The following is a 20,387-nucleotide window of genomic DNA, read 5'->3' on the forward strand; positions in this document are numbered from 1 at the left end:
AGGCTTAACCATACAACACCTAAGCGGTGTTGAAGCCAAAGAATTACGAAGTGCTTGTGAACGAGAAGTTTGAGAACTGATAGCGGCTTTCCGAATTAAAGTTTATGCTTGGCGGCCATAGCGCTGTGGCCCCACCTGATCCCATGCCGAACTCAGAAGTGAAACGCAGTAGCGCCGATGGTAGTGTGGGGTTTCCCCATGTGAGAGTAGGTCACCGCCAAGCTTTGAATTAGAGAAAAGGCCATCCTGACGGATGGCCTTTTTTTATGCCTGAAGAAAAGTTAACGACGTACCATTGAGCCTCTGTTATGAGTGCTTAGTGCCTGAAAGTCCATTTTTGTCTTCTATATTTCCCACTCAATAAGAATGTCGTCGGCTTGGGTCATCTTTTGTAGTGCATGAAAGCCCATTTTTGACCCTATATTTCTCACTCGATAACAATGTCGTCGGCTTGGGGAATCTTTTGTAGTGCCCGAAAACCCATTTTTTCCTCAATTCTTCCGGCTCATTAACAATGTCGTCGGCTTGGGTCATCTTTTGTAGCGCTTGAAAGCCCATTTTTTCCTCAATTCTTCCGGCTCATTAACAATGTCGTCGGCTTGGGTAATCTTTTGTAGCGCCTGAAAGCCGATTTTTTCATCAATTCTTCCGGCTCATTAACAATGTCGTCGACTTGGGTCATCTTTTGTAGCGCCTGAAAGCCCATTTTTTCCTCAATATTTCCCACTCAATAAGAATGTCGTCGGCTTGGGTCAACTTTTGTAGTGCTTGAAGGCTCGTTTTTGACCCCTATATTTTTCACTCGATAACAGTGTCACCTTGAATAATCTTTTGTATTGGGTTGTTTATGGGCTACAAGCGTTGCGTTTTATGATACTAGCTTGCTAAGAAAAGGTAATAAAAAAGCAGCCATCTGGCTGCTTAGTCAAGTAAAAGTAAGTGCTGTGAATTTGAATTATTCACTACTTGGCTTAAAGGCATATGGCAATGGCGCAATGTAAAGCGTACTGTCTGCTTGCTCTTTTAGTCGGTACAGTCCCTGGTTAGGATCACTGTCTTTTGGCATCACAGCCAGTAATTCAATATGCTTATCACCGTATTGGCAGCCGCTGATCACCTGACCAACGCGTTTCCAGTTTTCACCAAGTTGCATCTCTATAGTTTGACCAGGCATTGGCGCATGCTCTGCCCGACCAGTCAAAATAAACATGGCTCGTTTATTGGTACCGCGATACTTAGCGCGAGCTATGGTCTCTTGGCCAATGTAACACCCTTTAGAGAAACTAATCGCTTCAAGTTCATCAAGATTTAGGGCTTGGGGAATATATTCACTACTGATTTCTTTTTCGATAAAGCCTACGCCAGAGGCAATATTTAATGCGTTCCAAATTTCATCTGAAAACAACTCGGCATTGTCTGCGAGATCATCAGAGAGCTCTTGTACAATTTCGTTTTTCAATACTACGAGGTAACGAAGAGAAGGGTAAGGTTGTTTGACCAGAATGCCATTTGGCAGCAAACGGCTGTCATCATGAGTGGCCGCAGTATCGAGCTTTTCTGCAATGTAAGAAGCTGATTTAGACCCGAGTAAACCTAACATGGTGTATTCATCTTCAATCTTTATTTCAACTTTTGAGAATGCAGCATATTTCTTAAGTTCTGGCAGTTGTACTTCCGATACCGATTTAGGTTGAGTTAACAAAATTCTGTCTTCGAGAACCAGCAGTCGAAAAGCACTAATCACTTTGCCTTGTGAGTTACACTGAGCAGCCATAGTTTGTTGGCCTGCTGATAACTCCTCGATGTTGCAAGTTAATTGACCTTGCAAAAAAGTTACTCTATCTTCACCTGAAACGGAAATGAGATCCCAGCTGTCTAATTGACATAAAACAAGCTCAGGTAAGAGGGAGATGTCGTCGAGGCTGCTTAAATTGCGCATTTTTTTTCCTTTAATGGCAAAGATATTCGTTTCCTTCATGTTATAGCTCACAGCCAACTTTGTCAGCAGTTGTGTTCAACATTTGAAGCTATTAACATCAATCTATTGATATTTTATTAGGAAGTATAATGGCACAGGTAAATGAAAAGTCTCGCTTGCTGTGGGCATGTCGCCGCGGCATGTTAGAGTTGGATGTTTTATTTCGACCTTTTGTTGAAGAGGCTTACGACGATTTATCAGAACCGGACCAGAAAGTCTTTAAGCATTTACTGACAAAAGACGACCCAGACTTATTTGCGTGGTTTATGGGGCATGCGCAATGCCCAGATCCAGAATTAGAACGGATGGTGAATGTTATCCTCAACCGCGTTAAAGTATAACTCCGCGGTATCTTCATCGCGGTTTGCCTGTTGGCTCGCTGCGATCCCTTTCTTTTTATTCGCTTTTCTCTCACTCATCTCGTGGCAAGTTTCCGGTTTTATTCTCTGCGGAGCGTTTATTAGCGCAGCTTTCTATGTCAAATGTCGTATCCAAACTTCTGAATTTCATATTCATTTTAGTGAAGCGGGGAATATTTATCTGAGTTACCAAAATGGCCAAGAGTTTATTGGTAAATTGGTGCCGGGCTGTAAAATGTTGCCTTTTGTATTGTGCTTAAAGTTTGCTAGCGAAGATGGCTTTTATCAAGGCCGAGAGTTGATATTCTTTGATGCTATTCGACCCAGTTGCTTTCGTCGACTTGCTAGAGTGATCAATCTCGCAAAGCTGAATTGACCACCCCCTCGGTTAGAAGTGTCGCGGTGAGATGATCGTAGGTCCCGAGTCTTCGAGTTGATCTGGGTAATCTAAGTTAAAATGTAAGCCGCGACTTTCTTTTCGCTGCATGGCGCAGTGGATAATTAATTCTGCAACTTGTACTAAGTTTCGAAGTTCTAATAAATTATTGCTCACCCTGAAGTTTGAATAGTACTCATCAATTTCTTGCTGTAACATCTGTACCCTTCTTAAGGCGCGCTCTAGGCGTTTGTCTGTGCGTACTATACCGACGTAATCCCACATAAAGAGTCTGAGTTCGTGCCAGTTGTGTTGAAGCACAACTTCTTCATCTGAATTAGCCACTAGGCTTTCGTCCCAAGCGGGCACGTTTGGTAACTTTCTTTTATGGGGGAGCTTGTTGATGATATCTTTGGCTGCGGCATGGGCGAAGACAACGCATTCTAACAATGAATTTGACGCCATTCGATTAGCACCGTGTAAGCCTGTGTAAGAGACTTCGCCAATGGCATATAAGCCTGAAATATCGGTTTGACCATGCATATCGGTTAATACCCCTCCGCACGTATAGTGGGCAGCTGGTACGACCGGGATAGGCTGTGTGGCCATGTCTATTCCCAATAATAAGCATTTTCGGTATATGGTCGGGAAATGTTTAACGATAAATTCTTTCGGCTTATGGCTGATATCCAAATACATGCAATCAGCGCCCAAGCGTTTCATTTCATAATCGATGGCTCGTGCCACAATATCGCGGGGTGCTAATTCCGCACGCTCATCAATTTCAGGCATAAACCGACTACCATCTGGCCGTTTTAAAAATGCTCCTTCACCTCGAAGCGCCTCGGTCAGTAGGAAATTTTTTGCATCTGGGTGGTATAAGCAAGTGGGGTGAAATTGATTAAATTCCATGTTCGCAACACGGCAGCCAGCACGCCAAGCCATTGCAATTCCGTCACCACTTGAAACATCAGGGTTACTGGTATATTGGTACACTTTGCTGGCGCCACCGGTAGCAAGTGCGACAAAACTGGCTTTAATGACTTCGACTTGTTCAATATCTCTATTCCAGACATAAGCGCCGATGATTCGGTTTCCAGCCAGCCCTAACTTTCTCGTTGAAATAAGATCTACAGCATTAAACCTTTCCATCACTGTGATGCGAGGGTGTTTTTGTACCGCTTCGACAAGGGTGGTTTGTACCGCTTTGCCCGTGGCATCTGCGGTATGTAGAATACGGCGATGGCTGTGGCCGCCTTCTCGAGTAAGGTGATACTTTACTTCATCCGTATCGGTTTGATTTTCTTCTCTATCAAACGCGACCCCTTCGTGGATGAGCCATTCCATGCAATCTTTTGCGGTGCTGGCGGTGTAATGCACGACTTCTTCATCACAAATTCCCGCACCCGCTATTAAGGTGTCAGCTACGTGCGACTCAACGCTATCATCAGCATCAAATACCGCGGCAATACCGCCTTGGGCATACATGGTAGCACCTTCGGTTAAAGGTCCTTTACTGAGTACTCTCACTTGCGCGTGTTCGGCTAATTTTAAAGCCAGAGAGAGGCCCGCTGCGCCGCTGCCGATGATCAAGACGTCAGAAAGGTATTCAACATTATGTTTCATGGGGTATTATTGCTACCAAGTAAAGATTATCTGTTATGTTACTCGTTCTTGAAGCAAGATGCATTTTTTGACCGGCTTTGGGAAAAAAATTTTAAGTTTTAATGAACTTTTCTTAATTGTGCCACTCTACTAAGGGCACTGACATTCGGGCTAGTCTATTATCAATACGAATTTTGGAGGCGAACGTCTCGAATGGGCGCGCAAGAAACAGATCAACAATTAGTTGAACGAGTTCAAAATGGTGATAAAAATGCGTTTAATTTATTGGTACTGAAATACCAGAATAAAGTCGCAAATTTAGTCTCCAGATACGTGAGTCACTCAGGTGATGTGCCAGATGTCGCTCAAGAAGCGTTTATTAAGGCATATAAGGCGCTGCCTACCTTTAGAGGAGAGAGCGCGTTTTATACCTGGCTTTATCGTATCGCGGTAAATACGGCAAAAAATTATCTTGTTGCACAAGGCAGAAGACCGCCTTCCAGTGACGTAGATGTGATGGATGCCGAATTTTTTGAAGGTGGCGACGCTTTAAGGGAATCTTCTTCACCTGAAGCTGTCACACTTTCTGAAGAGATAAAAAAGACAGTTTTTAACACCATAGAAACTTTGCCAGACGATTTACGCACAGCGATTACGTTGCGAGAGTTGGAAGGTCTGAGCTACGAAGAGATAGCCGTAGTGATGGATTGTCCTGTTGGGACAGTACGCTCACGAATTTTTCGGGCTCGTGAAGCGATAGATAAGAAAATCCAACCGTTAATGCAGCGTTAGTGGAGAAAAGAATGCCAAACAACGAAAAGCTTTCAGCATTTATTGATGGTGAGCTTAAAGATGAAAGTTTGCTTGCATCCCTTGTCAAGGATGAGAAACTTGCTGATCAGTTTTCACGCTACCAACTCATCGGTGACGTGATGCGTGATGATGTGCCTGCGGAGATGAATTTTGATATAGCCAGCAATGTAATGGCTGCCTTAGACGATGAGCCTACCGTCATGGCTCCGCAAATTAAAACGGCAAGCAACAAAGTGACTTTAAAAGGCAATGTTGTTCCGTTATTCAAGAAGGTAGGACAATACGCAATAGCGGCCTCTGTTGCTGCTTCTGTTGTGGTAGGCGTACAGCTTAATACTGCACAACAAGATAATTTGACCCCGGCACCAGTATTGGATACTGTTCCTTTCATTGGGGGAGCGGAGCCTGTGAGCTTGCAAGCTGAACAAAAAGACCCTAATACTCTTACCGAAGAACAAGTATTGGAGCAGCGTCGTAAAATCAATGCATTCCTACAGGATCACCAATTGCAGCAAAGAATGTTGCAACAATAAGCCTGCCATGAAAGCCACAAAGCAACTCATTGCTATTGTGGCTTTGTGCGCACTGCCTTTTTCCAGTTTTGCTGAGAGCGAAGCTGACACCAGCGCATCAGCTGATCCCACTTCAGCATCTTTGCAAACGCTAGCCAACAATGTGACCCCATCACCTGCTCAAGATGAGCAATCTCAGGCTATGGAAGAAGCAAAGCTGAGTAATGTGGAAGATGAATCGCCGGTGGCTTTTTTACAAAAAATGATAGATTCATTTGCCACTCTCAATTACGACCTGTCTTATATCCAGCTTTATGAAGGCTTAGTTGAACCTAAGCGTTTTAGCCATGGCGTGGTTGATGGTAAACAAATTTCTTACCTCAGTCATTTAAATGGCCCGCCCAAAGAGTACGTGCAACGGGGTGAGCATATCAGTTTCTTTGAGCCTGAAATTGAACCCTACACGCTGAAAAGTGGCCATTTTCAAGGTAATTTTTTCCAGCTCGTGCAACAAGATATCTCTAAGCTGACGGTTAACTATGACTTCGTGTTAGCGGGCAGAGGGCGGATCGCCGGCCGGCCTGCTCAAGTTGTGCGAATGTCGCCTAGAGACAACGACAGATATGGCTATCTACTTTGGCTGGATCGCAATACTAGCCTACCGCTTAGGGTTGATACCTTGGACTTAGAGGGAGAGTTAGTCGAGCAAATGATGACGATCTCCTTGCGTACTTACAAGCAAGCAACGCCTTGGATCCAAGAGCTTACCATTGTTAATTTACCACCTATAGTGAATGTGCCTAAGCCCAGCTCTGAACAACTGAGTCCTTGGCAAATCAGTTGGCAGCCGAAGGGGTTTGAATTAATTGCACAAGACCGTCACAGCTTACCGGTCATCGATGAGTCTGTTGATTACTTGATGCTGTCTGATGGAGTGGCCATTATCTCCATTTATATTGAACCTGCTGTGGGGCAACCGCGCGATCTGATGCCTGTTGCACGTAAAGGGGCTACCAACTTGATCACAGCGCAGATTAAAGGCAGCATGATTACTGTTGTGGGGGAAATTCCAGCTGAGACGGCATTAAAAATTGCTAAGTCTGTTACCTACAAAAGGGCTCAGTAATGATTTCTGAGCCTGGCAGAGTCATTTCAAGCCGAAATGGTGAAGTTGAAATTGCTTGCCAAGTTCAAACTGCTTGTCACAGTTGTAAAGCGAAAAGCAACTGCGGCACTAGCGCATTAGCCAAAGTGTTCCCTGGGCAAACTCAAGTGGTCAAACTTAAGGCTCAGCAAAACTATGAGCCTGGCCAAAAGGTAGAGCTCAATATCGCTGAAATCGCCCTAGTAAAAGCGGCCATCGCCGTTTACGGCATTCCACTTGTTGGCTTGATGCTGGGTGCAATTTTAGGTTTTCAGCTGATCACCTGGTTCAATTTTCCTACATCCTGGTTTAGCCCTGATATTGGTGCCATCATTGGCGCCGTTTTTGGCTTAATAAGTGGCCTTTTCGGCGCTAAAATCTACCACCAGCGACTGAGTCGGTCAGGCCAGTTTCAGCTTAGTATTAAATAATCCTACGTTTTTCTGTTTTCAGGACTTTGATGTTCGCAAAAGATAGCCGCGAGCTCACAAATTGGTTAGAATTCGCTCCTTAATAAGACAGTCTCAAGTAATTAGCATCGAGTATTCATGAAGCACATTCGAAATTTCTCAATTATCGCCCATATTGACCATGGTAAATCTACTTTATCAGACCGCTTAATTCAGGTTTGTGGAGGCCTTTCAGAACGAGAAATGGAAGCGCAAGTCTTGGATTCTATGGATTTAGAGCGTGAGCGCGGTATTACCATCAAAGCTCAAAGCGTGACCTTAGATTACAAAGCCCAAGACGGTGAAACTTATCAATTAAACTTCATTGATACTCCGGGACACGTAGATTTCTCATACGAGGTGTCTCGTTCTCTGGCTGCTTGTGAAGGTGCGCTATTAGTCGTTGATGCAGGCCAAGGTGTTGAAGCCCAAACTTTGGCGAACTGTTACACCGCGATTGAAATGGACCTTGAAGTAGTGCCCATTCTGAACAAAATTGACTTGCCTGCCGCAGATCCTGAGCGAGTTGCGGATGAAATTGAAGATATTGTAGGCATTGATGCGGCGGAAGCGACGCGTTGTTCAGCTAAAACCGGTATTGGCGTAGATCTTGTACTTGAAGATATCGTCAAAAATATCCCACCACCGGAAGGGGACGTTGAAGCGCCATTGCAGGCTTTGATCATCGATTCCTGGTTTGATAACTACCTAGGTGTTGTGTCGTTAGTACGTATTAAAAATGGTGTACTAAAGAAAAACGACAAAATTCGTGTCATGAGCACGGGTCAAGAGTGGGGGGTAGATCGCATTGGTATCTTTACGCCAAAGCAAGTTGACACTCAAGGCCTATCTGCTGGCGAAGTAGGCTGGGTAGTATGTGGTATTAAAGATATTTTAGGCGCCCCTGTTGGCGATACTTTAACCCACTCTAAATACGGCTCGGACACTGCATTACCTGGCTTTCAGAAAGTGAAACCACAGGTATACGCGGGTCTTTTCCCTGTGAGTTCTGACGACTACGAAGCTTTCCGGGACGCCCTTGGTAAGCTAAGCCTAAACGATGCGTCTTTGTTCTACGAACCTGAAAACTCTACCGCGTTAGGTTTTGGATTCCGCTGTGGCTTCCTTGGCATGCTTCACATGGAAATCATCCAAGAGCGCTTGGAACGTGAGTACGACTTAGATCTCATCACCACTGCACCTACCGTAGTATATGAAGTGGTAGATAACAGCGATACGGTTATCTATGTCGACAGCCCTGCCAAATTACCTCCGGTAAATAACCTCAAAGAGATCCGAGAGCCTATCGCACGTTGTAATATCTTAGTGCCACAGGACTACCTAGGTAATGTGATCACCTTATGTGTAGAGAAACGTGGTACTCAGATTGATATGTCTTATCACGGTAATCAAGTGTCTGTTGTTTATGACATTCCTATGGCTGAAGTAGTACTCGATTTCTTCGACCGTTTGAAATCGACTAGTCGAGGTTATGCTTCGCTAGACTACAACTTTGAGCGTTATGAAGCAGCTAATATGGTACGAGTAGACGTGCTTATCAACGGTGACAAAGTCGATGCATTAGCCATTATTACGCACCGCGATAACTCTGAGTCACGTGGTCGCTTATTGGTTGAGGCGATGAAAGATTTAATTCCTCGTCAAATGTTCAATATTGCGATTCAAGCGGCCATCGGTACTCACATTATTGCGCGTTCAACGGTGAAGCAGATGCGTAAAAACGTTATCGCAAAATGTTATGGCGGTGACGTGAGTCGTAAGAAAAAGCTATTGAAAAAGCAGAAAGAAGGTAAGAAACGCATGAAGCAAGTCGGCAACGTTGAAGTGCCGCAAGAAGCCTTCTTGGCAGTACTCCACATTGGTAAGGATAAATAATGGCGAATACTTTCTCATTGATTCTGGTGATTGCAACCTTGGTCACCGGTATCATTTGGGCCATCGATAAGTTCAAATGGGCACCAAAGCGCAAAGCTGAAATAGATGCTTTTAAAGCTAAGGCTCGTGCTGATATCGACGATGAAACCCTTGCGAGCATTGCCCCTCAGCCGGGTTGGGTAGAACAAGCGTGTTCAATCTTTCCTGTTATTGGCTTAGTGCTAGTATTGCGCTCTTTTATTTACGAACCGTTTCAGATCCCATCAGGCTCCATGATGCCGACGCTGCTGATTGGCGACTTTATCTTGGTTGAGAAGTTTTCATACGGCGTAAAAGATCCTGTATTTCGTTCTAAATTAATCGAAACAGGGACTCCCGAGCGCGGTGATGTTGCCGTATTTAAGTACCCAGTTAGCCCGAATATTGACTATATTAAGCGTATCATCGGCTTGCCGGGCGATCGTATTATTTACCGTAATAAGCAGCTTTACATCCAACAGGCTTGCTCTAAAGAGCCTTGTGAGCCGTTAACGCAAGTTCCGTTGGAATATGTTGAAGAAGGCCATTTCATGGCCGGCAGCGTGGCGCTTAAAGAGTATCATGAAGCACTCCCTGGCGCGGCTCATAACGTATTAGTTAACCCCGCAAGACCTGAACGTATTCCTTCATATTACCAGCAACCAGGCACTCAAGCGATTGAGTGGGTGGTGCCTGAAGGTCACTATTTTGCAATGGGCGACAACCGTGACGACAGTCTCGACAGCCGTTTTTGGGGTTTTGTACCCGAAGCAAACTTAGTGGGTAAAGCAGTAGCGATTTGGATCAGTTTCGAATTTGACCGTGATGGCAGTGGTGTATTACCTAAATGGGTACCGTCTGGCGTAAGGTTCGAGCGTATTGGTGGTATTGAATGAACCTAGCTCAACAGCGACTCGAGCGCACATTAGGCTATGAATTTAAGAACAAATCTTTGTTCTTACAGGCGCTGACACATCGCAGTGCGAAAGGTAAACACAATGAAAGGCTGGAGTTTTTAGGCGACTCTATTTTAAGTTTCGTTATTTCTACCGATCTTTATGAACGCTTTCCAAAGATTGACGAAGGTGACCTCAGTCGCATGCGTGCAACCTTAGTAAAAGGTAAAACCTTAGCGGAGTTTGGCCGTGAGTTTGATTTGAGCGATTGCCTTATCTTAGGCCCCGGAGAGCTTAAAAGTGGTGGCTTTAGACGCGATTCAATCTTGGCCGACGCCATAGAAGCGTTAATTGGCGCCATTTTCCTCGACTCCAACATTGAAACCATTAACCGCTTGGTGTTGTCTTGGTATCAATCCCGCTTGACGAGTATTGAACCTGGTGCTGGGCAAAAAGATGCAAAGACCAACTTGCAAGAGTTCTTACAAGGACGCAAGTTAAGCTTACCTTTGTATGAAGTGATTAATGTTAAGGGCGAAGCCCATAACCAAGAATTTACCGTAGAATGTCGCTGTGAAAGCTTAGCCGCCCCTGCTATTGGCAAAGGCACCAGTCGTCGTAAAGCAGAGCAAGCCGCAGCTCAAAGCGCTTTGGAGTTATTAACATGAGTGAAGCTCAAACCCATTGTGGCTTTGTTGCCATTGTCGGACGTCCAAATGTGGGCAAGTCGACCATTTTGAACAGTTTGCTAGGGCAAAAAGTCAGCATTACTTCTCGCAAGCCGCAAACGACGCGACATCGTATTTTAGGCATCGATACCCAAGGTGCTTATCAAACGATTTATGTTGATACGCCGGGACTGCATATTGAAGAAAAGCGCGCCATCAATAAATTGATGAACCGTGCAGCTTCAAGCTCTCTGGGCGACGTGCAATTAGTGGTGTTTGTCGTAGAAGGTACGCATTGGACCAAAGACGATGAAATGGTGTTATCTAAGCTTGAAAGCGTGAAAGCGCCGGTGGTACTGGCAGTCAATAAAGTAGATAACGTCAAAGATAAAGATGAGCTGTTCCCACATCTACAGCACTTGGCTAGCTTGTATGATTTTAAAGCTGTATTGCCGATGAGTGCGAAGCAAAACAAAAATGTTGAGCAAATTGCCGAGTTTGCTCGTGAAGCATTACCTGAAAACGTGCACTTCTTTCCAGAAGATTACATCACCGACCGTTCTAGTCGCTTTATGGCTTCAGAAATTGTGCGTGAAAAGCTGATGCGTTTTACTGGCGATGAACTGCCATATTCAACCACGGTAGAAATTGAACAATTCAAACAGCAAGAAAACGGTACCATTCAAATCAATGCGTTGATTTTAGTGGAGCGCACCACCCAAAAGCGCATGGTTATTGGTAAAAAGGGCGAGAAGCTAAAAACCATAGGCCGTGAAGCGCGCATTGATATGGAAGACTTATTTGAAAGTAAGGTCTTTCTGGAACTGTGGGTGAAAGTCAAATCAGGTTGGGCCGATGATGAGCGTGCCCTTCGCAGTCTAGGTTACTCCGAAGAGTAATTGTTAAGGGCGAATAAGCATGCAAAGTGCGTTTGTATTACATATTCGCCCTTACAGTGAGTCCAGCCAATTAGTTGAAATTTTCAGTCACCTAGAGGGACGGGTCTCGCTGCTTGTAAAAGGCAGTCGAAGCCGCCGCTCTAGTTTGAAAGGCACTTTACAACCCTTCACCTTGTTAAACATTGAATGGGGCGGAAAAGGTCAATTAAAATACCTGAAACAGTTAGAGGCGCAAACCCACGCTATGCCGTTACCGGGAGATAAGCTCTATTTAGGCTTATACCTCAACGAACTGCTTTACCGCTTATTAGAACACCTCACGCCTTACCCACAATTGTTCGAAGTCTATCAAGAGTGTTTATTGGCATTGGCAAAAGCGCAGCAATACGAAGCCATTTTAAGGCGTTTTGAGTTGAAATTATTACAAGCCATCGGCTACGAGATTGACTTTCAATTTAGCGCTGATGACTACAGCGCTATCTCTCCTCAGCAAGCATACTGTTTAATGCCTGACATGGGCTTTGTCGCTGCGACAACCACCAGCCCTGAGCAGCAAGTGTTTATGGGCGAAGCCATCTTAGCCTGGCATAGACTGGATTTTTCTGAGCCGGTGCATCTGCGAGCCGCGAAACGGTTTTGTCGCCAGTTAATTGCTGAACGGCTCGGCCCCGTGCCGTTGAAAAGCCGTGAATTGTTTCGTCAGTTTAAGCGTTCCTCATAACACAAGGAGTTAACATGGCCATCATAGGTATGGGTACAGACATTGTCGATATTCGCCGTATTGATAAGTTATTAACTCGCTCTGGAGACGCGTTAGCAAAACGCATTCTGGCACAATGTGAATGGGGGCTCTATCAAGTTCATGCGCACCCTAGCCGATATTTGGCAAAACGCTTTGCTGCAAAAGAAGCTGCGGCAAAAGCTTTGGGTACGGGCATTGCTGATGGCGTGACTTTTTCAGACTTTATTGTCAGCAATAATGGGGCGGGTAAGCCGCAATTAACTCTTGCAGGACGCGCGGCAGAGCTGGCCTTGGGCATGGGTGTTAAACATCATCACATCAGTATTTCTGACGAGAAAAACTACGCTGTCGTCACCGTGATATTAGAAAGTTAACCAACTTGCTGTTTTGTGCACGGCCATTTTTGGTTGCTCTGTAGCAATCTCGTGCGCACTTCTTTTATGCTTTTCGCTCACATTGGCGCGCTTCACTTTCGGTTTATGCTGAGCTTTAATTCTTCGCTTTATTTAGTATCAGTTGAGAGAAGGAGTGAGCATGCCATGGCTCGCGAGAGTCGCCCCACAGCTCCTCGCTCCTAGTTGTCACTTGCTATTTTTGGCCATAGTCACCGGCACTTTCAGTTGTTGTGATTACAATAATACTAAAGCCATGAATAAGTTAACGTGTTAAATATGATCGCCAATCTAATTTACAATTATTCGTATTTGCGATATAAACTCCGACGATGATATATCGGCTGGCGAATAAAACATGTTACAAGCGAAGCAATTAGGTTTTAAGGTTGGGCAAAACACCCTGCTTAAAGACGTCTCTTTGTCTTTTTCTCAAGGCAAGGTATACGGTTTGGTGGGTCATAATGGCTCAGGTAAATCAACCTTGCTCAAATTGCTGGCGAATCAGCAAAGCAGCAGTAATGGTGAAATCTTACTGCACGATAAACCGATTGCAAAATGGTCCAGCAAAGCGTTTGCTAAGCAAATAGCTTACTTACCTCAGCATTTACCGGCCACAGACAGCCTAGTGGGGCGAGACTTGGTGAGTTTTGGTCGTTACCCATGGCACGGGTTATTGGGCCGCTTAACCCGTCAAGATAATGAGTTTATTGACCAAGCCATGACCTTAACCCACACCGAGCAATACGCCAATCGTTTAGTCGATACCTTGTCGGGCGGAGAGCGTCAGCGGGTTTGGCTAGCCATGTTATTGGCCCAAAAAACCCATTATTTATTGCTGGATGAGCCCTTGTCAGCTCTTGATATTCGCCATCAAATAGAAGTGTTGGCTTTGATCAAACGGCTCAGTAAAGAATTGAACCTTGGAGTTATCATCGTATTGCACGATATTAATATGGCTGCGCGATTTTGCGATCATATTGTAGCGATGCATTCAGGGCGCATGTTATGCGAAGGTAACGTCAAATCGATCATCACTCCCGACTGGTTAAAACAAATTTATAACCTGGATATGGACGTGATACGCCACCAAGGTGGCTACCCTGTCGCCATACCCGGTTTAGCCGGAGAAACAGTATGAGTTTGCGCATGCATTGGCGCTGGCTTATTTTGCTATGTTTGCCTGTTCTTGGCTGGGCTAAAACCACTGCTAATGTTGTTGTGATTGACTGGACTCATGCTGAAACCTTGTTAGCGCTCGGTATTACGCCAAGTGCAGTGCCACAAATTGCGGATTATAACGCGTGGGTCAAAGCCCCTCAGCTCCCTTGCGAGGTGGCCGATATTGGCCTGCGGACTCAACCTAATTTAGAGTCTGTCAGCGAGCGGGCTCCCGAGAAAATCTTACTTTCGCCAATGTATCAAGCTTTATTACCTAGGTTGTCAGAGATAGCTCCGGTGGAGGTTTTCGGCTTGTATAAAGAAGGCGAAGTGAATTGGCATGCCATGGAAAACTTAACCAAGGCGCTGGCAACAGCGGTTGGCCATGAAGCGCTGGCCTTGCCATATATCGCGGCAGCGCAGCAGCAAATGCAAGGACTCAGAGCGCAAATTTCTAGCCAAGATATCGCTCCCTTATTGATGGTGCAGTTTATGGATGCCAATCATGTCCGAGTATTTGCCAAGAATAGCCTTTATCAAACTGCGGCGGATGAACTGGGGTTGGAAAATGCGTGGCCTAAAGCCACTAATGCTTGGGGATTTGCGCTCGTGGGGATTGATGATCTTATTGGCATCAAACCGGCTCAAATTGTCGTGGTAGAGCCGCTGCCTTTTGGATCGGAGCAAACCATTGCCGATAATGCATTATGGCAGCATTTAGTGAGCCAATCGGGTAATCAAGTTTGGCGTTTACCTGCAGTTTGGAGTTTTGGCGCGTTACCGTCGACTGTGCGTTTCGCGTCTGAATTGGTCGGCGCCTCTTTACGCGTTAAGGAATAACGGATGGCAAACTTAACTCGAAATAGCTGCTTTGCTCTGCTAGTTTTTGGCTTGCTTAGCCTTATGTACGTGCAATTTAGTGCTGCAGGCTCAATAAATGCTGGGATCAGCAGTTTATGGCATTTAGATACTTCGCAGTTACCCTTGCTCAAACTGCACTTTAGCTGGTGGCCTCGCTTGGTAACCACCTTGCTGGCGGGGGCCGGTCTAGCCCTTGCGGGCGTATTGATGCAGCAAGTGCTTCGAAACCCTTTGGCTGCGCCCTCGACTTTAGGGGTTGCCAGCGGTGCTAGTTGTGCATTATTACTGGCGACTTTATACGCTCCAAGTATTGTTGCTTGGTCATCCTCTGCTGTGGCCATGGTTGGCGGACTGAGCGCCATGGCGGTGGTGTTTTTATTAGCTTGGCGCCGAGGTTTATCGCCCAGCATTGTCATCGTGGCCGGCTTAGTCGTGAACTTATATTGCGGCGCATTTTCTACGGTATTGCTGTTGCTGAATTTAGAGCAGCTTAATGGCGTGATGATCTGGGGGGCTGGCTCTTTAGTGCAAACGAATTGGCAAGACGCGCAGTATTTATGGCCAAGGTTATTAGCCGCAGGTGTACTAGCCGCATTGTTAATTAAACCATTAAGCCTGCTTGAGCTGTCAGACGAGGGCGCAAAGAGTTTGGGTTTATCATTGGCTAAACTGCGTATTTTGTGCCTTGGTCTAGCCGTGTTCATAACCGCGTCTGTGGTCAGCGCGGTGGGCTTAATTGGGTTCATTGGTCTTGCTGCGCCGGCTCTCGTGCGTTTACTTGGCGTAAAATCTTTAGCCAGCCGGTTGGTATTAGCGGCTTTGATGGGCGCCTTGCTGCTAACGCTTACCGACCAATTATTGCAATTATTACCAGGCGTGATGGCAATGATGATCCCCACCGGCGCAACCACTGCTGCATTGGGGGCTCCGCTGTTGTTATGGTTATTGCCAAGGCTTAAGTTTACCCAACAAAGACAAAGCATCATGAGTCACCAAACAGAGGTCAAGCCGGTGGCCAAATCTACCTTACCTTTGCTGCTCTTTGGTCTCGTTGTGGTCGTGTTTTTAAGCTTGTTGGTGGGGCAGCAACAGGCGGGGTTCAGCTGGCTATTTAGCCATCAAGACTGGCAGTTATTAGCACTGCGTTTACCTCGCTTAGCTGCGGCGCTGAGTGGTGGCTTAATGCTTGCAGTAGCCGGGGTATTGATCCAACGTTTGAGCGGTAATCCGATGGCTAGCCCAGAGGTCATGGGCATCAGCTCGGGGGCGGCGCTGGGCTTGATCATTGCTATTTTTACCGGCTTAGGCAGCAGTGGCTTAGCCTTATATTTGGGGGGAGCAATCGGCGCTTTAGCTACTTTAGCGCTATTGGTACTGCTTAATCGGCGTAGCGGGTTTCAGCCAGAGCGATTACTGTTAACTGGGGTGGCTATCACCGCTTTAATGGATTCAGTACAAAACTTTATTTTAGTGGGCGGCGATCCCCGTGCTTATCAAGTATTGGCGTGGTTGTCTGGCTCAACGTATTATTTTGACATCGACAACCTTGGCTATATTGCCGCGGCTGCAGCGATATTACTAATTGCCGCTTTGGCTTGCGCTAAGTGGTTGGACGTATTACCACTAGGGGAAGCTAGCGCGCGTTCCCTAGGCATAAAAGTTGACCAAGCCCGCTTGGTGTTACTGGTACTGGTCGCTTTGCTGACGGTTGCCGCGACGTTAGTCGTGGGCCCACTGAGCTTTGTTGGCTTAATGGCGCCACATATCGCAAGACTGCTTGGCTTTAGTCGAGGTAAAGATCATCTATTAGCAGCGTGCTTAGTCGGCATGTTGTTAATGGCGCTGGCAGATTGGGTTGGCAGGCAGTGGTTATATCCGCAAGAAATTCCCGCTGGCTTAATGGCCGCGTTATTAGGTGGGTTGTATTTTATGTTTGCATTGCGCCGCTTATAACTTTGCCTGAAAATTTGCGTGGTGCTGGCAAAGAGCTGTCATCGCCACGCTCAATATAGGCTTAAAATGGCCGATTATTTATACCAGACTGCGTATGAAGTCGCCTTGCCGTGGGCGCTGTTCACTTTCTCCTTCTGTTTTTTTAAAAGCGTTTAATACCATTGGCTTAGCTAACTTGTTTAGGGGTTAAGTAAGGGCCGAAAAGAGAACGATAACCCTAGTAAATAAGGGTTGTAATGAAAATAATTCTTGATACCATTCGCACCTAAATTGATCGGCTTCATTTCAGGGACGAATTATGAGACTCATTGGCTTATTGGCCGCCAACCATAGATTACCGCTGTGCGCGGTGATATTACTGAGTTTAATCAGTGCGGTCGTTAGCGTTGCGGTGATTGCCTTCATTCAAATTAAGCTAGTCGCAAGCCAAGGTGAGCTTTGGGCAAACTTAGGTTGGTTTATTGGTTTGTTGTTACTGCTGCTGATTTCGGCTACTTGTGCCCAAGTAGCGCTGCACATTCTCGGTCATCGCTTTGTTTACCATAAACGCCTGCAACTTGTACGCCAGCTCTTGGCCACTGACATTGAACAGTTAGAACGCTTAGGCGGCGCCAAAGTACTTGTAGCCCTTAACACTGATGTGCGTAATATCACCATCGCCTTTGTTCACTTGCCAGAGTTAGTCTACGGCGCCGTATTATGTGCCACGGCGTTTGCTTATTTGGCGTACCTTTCTTTGCCGCTATTTTTTGTCAGCTTAATTGTCATTGCAGCTACTGCCGGCTTAGGTTTTATTTTGGTACATAAAATCAGCGCTTATATTAAGCAAGTTCGTCATTACGATGATGAACTGTACAGTAATTACCAAGCAATGATTGATGGCCGTAAAGAACTGGCTTTAAGCCCTGCCAGAGCGCAGGCCTTTTTCCAAGAGGATTTTCACAGTAATGCGCTGGCCTACCGTCAAGCCGTAACGCAAGCCGACATCCATAATGGCTTTGCAGGCAACTTAGCCAATACTTTAGTGCTGGGGTTAATTGGCGTCATATTTTTTCTCGCCGTGGCGCTGGAGTGGGCGCCGATGTCTGTTGCGTCAACGTTTGCCTTGGTTATTTTATTCTTACGCGCGCCCTTGATGGCCGCTATGTCTGCGATTCCTGTTTTAGTGGCCGCAAACGTATCGATAAACAAGCTAAATGGCATGAACTTAGCTTCTGATCCTGAGGCTCACTCAACAACAGCCACACTAGATGCAAAGAAGGCACAACCTGATGCTAATGGCGTGGGTTTTCAATCTATTCGTTTTCATAACGTTGAATACCGGTATCAGAGTGAAGCTGACAACAGTTTTAGCGTGGGGCCTATTAACCTGACACTCGAACGCGGTCAGCTGATCTTTATTATTGGCGGTAATGGCAGTGGTAAATCCACTTTTGCTCGCTTGTTGACGGGTTTGTACCGGCCACAGCTAGGGCACATCGAAATTGATGGGCAGGCGGTAAACGCAGCCAAATGGAGCGAGTATAGGCAATTGTTTTCTGCGGTATTTACCGACTTTCATTTATTCCACCGCATTTTAGACGGCCATGGCGAACAAGTGCCGCAAACGCTGGTTAACACCTGGCTTAATCGGCTAGCCATGCAGCATAAGGTCAGCGCTAATGATGGCCGCTTTAGTCATGTAAATTACTCGCAAGGTCAGCGTAAACGATTGGCCCTATTGCTCGCGGTCCTAGAGCAAAGAGGCTGCTTATTATTGGATGAGTGGGCTGCAGATCAAGACCCGTATTTTAGAAACCTATTTTACCAAGACATCTTACCTTTGCTGCAGCAGCAAGGGATCACCATCATTGCCATTACTCACGACGATAAATACTTTGACCAAGCTGATCGCATTTTGCGCATGGACGGCGGTCAATTGTCTGAGTTAACGCCGGCGGAAGTGCAACAGGCACAGCAAGTCGTCAAAGAAGTCATCAATTAATTCACTATTTGTTCGCCCCTAGGAGAACGTTATGAGCATCGATAACCCTGAAACCCAATTTTTAGTGGTTAAAAACAACCAGCAACAATACAGCATTTGGCCAACGTTTAGAGCTTTACCTGAAGGCTGGCAAGCCATCGGTATTGAGGGAGATAAAGCCACATGTTTGGCGCATATCAACCAAGAATGGACGGATATGAGACCCAAGTCGTTACAGGACGCAATGGCATAAACCAGTTGTAGGAAAGGAATCTTGATGTCGCAATTTGACCATACCCCATCGCTTCATGACGAGGGCTTTTCGCTGTCGTTTTCACAACAACGATTATGGCTATTTGAGCAATTAAATCCGAGCAGTCAAGCATACCATTTAGGTGGCTTAATTTGGTTTAATGGCGAGCTAGATGTGAGTTTACTTGAGCAAGCCATTAATGAGCTTCTGTCTGGCCATGACGTGTTTCGTACTCATCTGGTTGAGGGAGAAGCTGGGGTTAAGCAGCAAATTCGCGATTATCAATGGCTAGCCTTGCCATTGCAAGACGTCACGTCAGAAGCTGATGCGATGGCCGCTGCGCGTCAGCATGCCAAGCAAATTTGGCGTAAGCCATATGATCTTAATCAAGGTCCATTAACTCGAGTGAAGTGTTTTAAGGTTGGGCCTCAGCAGTATGGCTTATTGCTGGCATGTCATCATATGGTGATGGACGCTTGGTCATTGCAATTGGTAATGAAATATTTGGTTCAAAGCCAAACCGGAAAAAATAAACCTTGGCGAAGTAAGCAAAACTATCAAGAGTTTGTTGCAGCACAAGCGAGCTACTTAAAAAGTGCCGCTGCTGAAGAAGATTTAGCAGAGCTAGCTCGCCTTCTCCCTCGTCAATTACCTGAACTAGGATTACCTCGGCTCAGTCAAGAGAATCGTGATAGCTACCCTGCTAATCAATTCGAGGCTAGGTTATCCAAACAGCTAGACCAACAGCTGAACGCGGCTGGCAAAGCCATGAATTGCAGTAAGTTTGCTTTGCTGTCGCTCTCATTACAGCTGGCACTGGCGCATCATAGCGGAACAGATTGCGCGGCCATAACCGTTCCTAGTTTAAATCGCAATGCCAAGACTCGAAGAGCCCTGGGCTTTTTTGTTAATAATATTCTAAGCAGTACTGAGTTTGATTGGTCGCAATCGTTTGCACACCATTTGACTCAAAATCAGGCTCAATTTAAAGCTGCGCTGAAATTACAACATGTGCCCTTAGAGCAAGCAAAACAAGCTTTAAGCAAGGTGGCCTTTAATTTCCGCAGCCACGGTGACGGCAATCAAATTCAAGACGATAGTCTAAGCGTGGCATTTGAAGAGTTTGAAGTCGCAGAAACACCATTTGAAATGGTGTTAGACGTGATCTCTGGCGAGCAGGTATCTTTACGCTGGGTTTATGCTAATAGCTTGTTCAGCGACGACACCATGAAACGGTTCCACCAGCAATTTCTGACTTTACTCGGTCATATTTGCCAAGCCCCTGAGCAGCCGCTGCACCAAATACTGGTCCTGCTAGGAAAAAAATCACCGGGTTTGATACCTGTAAATACGGACTATTCCGCCGCAGAGTTGTTCAGCGACTTGGTCGACCAACAAGCCGCGCAGCGGCCAGAGGCGATAGCCTTGGTTCACGGCAAACGTCGCGTC

At 45.9% G+C, this 20,387-nt stretch carries 20 protein-coding genes and 1 rRNA gene; 19 read left to right on the top strand and 2 right to left on the bottom strand.

Features of this window, described 5'->3' with window-relative positions; all coding sequences use genetic code 11:
* Positions 1-107: 107 nt before the first annotated feature.
* A 5S ribosomal RNA gene (gene rrf / locus D1Z90_RS19420) occupies positions 108-223 on the top strand.
* 732 nt (positions 224-955) lie between these two features.
* Here rrf and ygfZ read toward each other — a convergent pair.
* Positions 956-1,939 carry a tRNA-modifying protein YgfZ gene (gene ygfZ, locus D1Z90_RS19430; RefSeq protein ID WP_119912455.1) on the bottom strand — a complete coding sequence of 328 codons (984 nt, stop codon included), beginning with the start codon at positions 1,937-1,939 and terminating at the stop codon, positions 956-958.
* 128 nt (positions 1,940-2,067) lie between these two features.
* Between ygfZ and D1Z90_RS19435 the strand changes: the two genes are divergently transcribed.
* Positions 2,068-2,319, top strand: a complete 252-nt coding sequence (locus D1Z90_RS19435) for an FAD assembly factor SdhE (protein WP_119912456.1) — start codon at positions 2,068-2,070, stop codon at positions 2,317-2,319.
* Positions 2,291-2,713, top strand: a complete 423-nt coding sequence (locus D1Z90_RS19440) for a protein YgfX (RefSeq protein WP_119912457.1) — start codon at positions 2,291-2,293, stop codon at positions 2,711-2,713. Before D1Z90_RS19435 ends, D1Z90_RS19440 begins: the two co-directional genes overlap by 29 nt.
* Positions 2,714-2,725: 12 nt before the next feature.
* On the opposite strand, the gene nadB is transcribed toward D1Z90_RS19440, so the two are convergent.
* Complete coding sequence (gene nadB / locus D1Z90_RS19445; protein WP_119912458.1) at positions 2,726-4,339, bottom strand: L-aspartate oxidase; 1,614 nt, start codon at positions 4,337-4,339, stop codon at positions 2,726-2,728.
* A 192-nt stretch (positions 4,340-4,531) separates the two neighbouring features.
* On the opposite strand from nadB, the gene rpoE reads away from it, so the two are divergent.
* The 16 genes from rpoE to D1Z90_RS19525 form a co-directional block, all read left to right on the top strand.
* Entirely contained in the window at positions 4,532-5,110 is a 579-nt protein-coding gene (gene rpoE / locus D1Z90_RS19450; RefSeq protein WP_119912459.1) for an RNA polymerase sigma factor RpoE, read from the top strand.
* 11 nt (positions 5,111-5,121) lie between these two features.
* Positions 5,122-5,664 (top strand): sigma-E factor negative regulatory protein, encoded by a 543-nt coding sequence (locus D1Z90_RS19455; RefSeq protein WP_119912460.1) that lies wholly within the window; start codon positions 5,122-5,124, stop codon positions 5,662-5,664.
* A gap of 7 nt (positions 5,665-5,671) precedes the next feature.
* A complete protein-coding gene (locus D1Z90_RS19460; RefSeq protein ID WP_158587198.1) occupies positions 5,672-6,769 on the top strand; it encodes a MucB/RseB C-terminal domain-containing protein in 1,098 nt (365 codons plus the stop codon).
* A complete protein-coding gene (locus D1Z90_RS19465) occupies positions 6,769-7,218 on the top strand; it encodes a SoxR reducing system RseC family protein (RefSeq protein ID WP_119912462.1) in 450 nt (149 codons plus the stop codon). The genes D1Z90_RS19460 and D1Z90_RS19465 overlap by 1 nt, the downstream gene beginning before the upstream one ends.
* A gap of 117 nt (positions 7,219-7,335) precedes the next feature.
* Positions 7,336-9,132, top strand: a complete 1,797-nt coding sequence (lepA, locus tag D1Z90_RS19470) for a translation elongation factor 4 (RefSeq protein ID WP_119912463.1) — start codon at positions 7,336-7,338, stop codon at positions 9,130-9,132.
* On the top strand, positions 9,132-10,046 hold the full coding sequence (lepB, locus tag D1Z90_RS19475; protein WP_119912464.1) for a signal peptidase I: 915 nt from the start codon (positions 9,132-9,134) through the stop codon (positions 10,044-10,046). Before lepA ends, lepB begins: the two co-directional genes overlap by 1 nt.
* Entirely contained in the window at positions 10,043-10,714 is a 672-nt protein-coding gene (rnc, locus tag D1Z90_RS19480; protein ID WP_119912465.1) for a ribonuclease III, read from the top strand. The genes lepB and rnc overlap by 4 nt, the downstream gene beginning before the upstream one ends.
* Positions 10,711-11,613: a GTPase Era gene (gene era, locus D1Z90_RS19485; RefSeq protein WP_119912466.1), complete on the top strand. Its 903-nt coding sequence runs from the start codon at positions 10,711-10,713 to the stop codon at positions 11,611-11,613. Before rnc ends, era begins: the two co-directional genes overlap by 4 nt.
* A gap of 19 nt (positions 11,614-11,632) precedes the next feature.
* Positions 11,633-12,334, top strand: a complete 702-nt coding sequence (recO, locus tag D1Z90_RS19490) for a DNA repair protein RecO (RefSeq protein ID WP_119912467.1) — start codon at positions 11,633-11,635, stop codon at positions 12,332-12,334.
* Positions 12,335-12,348: 14 nt separating this feature from the next.
* Positions 12,349-12,729: a holo-ACP synthase gene (gene acpS, locus D1Z90_RS19495; protein ID WP_119912468.1), complete on the top strand. Its 381-nt coding sequence runs from the start codon at positions 12,349-12,351 to the stop codon at positions 12,727-12,729.
* A gap of 376 nt (positions 12,730-13,105) precedes the next feature.
* Positions 13,106-13,888 (top strand): ABC transporter ATP-binding protein, encoded by a 783-nt coding sequence (locus tag D1Z90_RS19500; RefSeq protein WP_119912469.1) that lies wholly within the window; start codon positions 13,106-13,108, stop codon positions 13,886-13,888.
* On the top strand, positions 13,885-14,748 hold the full coding sequence (locus D1Z90_RS19505) for an ABC transporter substrate-binding protein (protein WP_119912470.1): 864 nt from the start codon (positions 13,885-13,887) through the stop codon (positions 14,746-14,748). The genes D1Z90_RS19500 and D1Z90_RS19505 overlap by 4 nt, the downstream gene beginning before the upstream one ends.
* Positions 14,749-14,751: 3 nt before the next feature.
* Complete coding sequence (fhuB, locus tag D1Z90_RS19510) at positions 14,752-16,722, top strand: Fe(3+)-hydroxamate ABC transporter permease FhuB (RefSeq protein WP_119912471.1); 1,971 nt, start codon at positions 14,752-14,754, stop codon at positions 16,720-16,722.
* 298 nt (positions 16,723-17,020) lie between these two features.
* Entirely contained in the window at positions 17,021-18,706 is a 1,686-nt protein-coding gene (locus D1Z90_RS19515) for a multidrug ABC transporter permease/ATP-binding protein (protein ID WP_119912472.1), read from the top strand.
* Positions 18,707-18,737: 31 nt separating this feature from the next.
* A complete protein-coding gene (locus D1Z90_RS19520) occupies positions 18,738-18,938 on the top strand; it encodes an MbtH family protein (protein WP_119912473.1) in 201 nt (66 codons plus the stop codon).
* 24 nt (positions 18,939-18,962) lie between these two features.
* Positions 18,963-20,387: condensation domain-containing protein (locus tag D1Z90_RS19525; RefSeq protein ID WP_198419271.1), on the top strand; the 1,425-nt coding region annotated here is incomplete at its 3' end.

This window comes from Motilimonas pumila, assembly GCF_003596335.1.
Lineage (GTDB): Bacteria > Pseudomonadota > Gammaproteobacteria > Enterobacterales > CBDFNC01 > Motilimonas > Motilimonas pumila.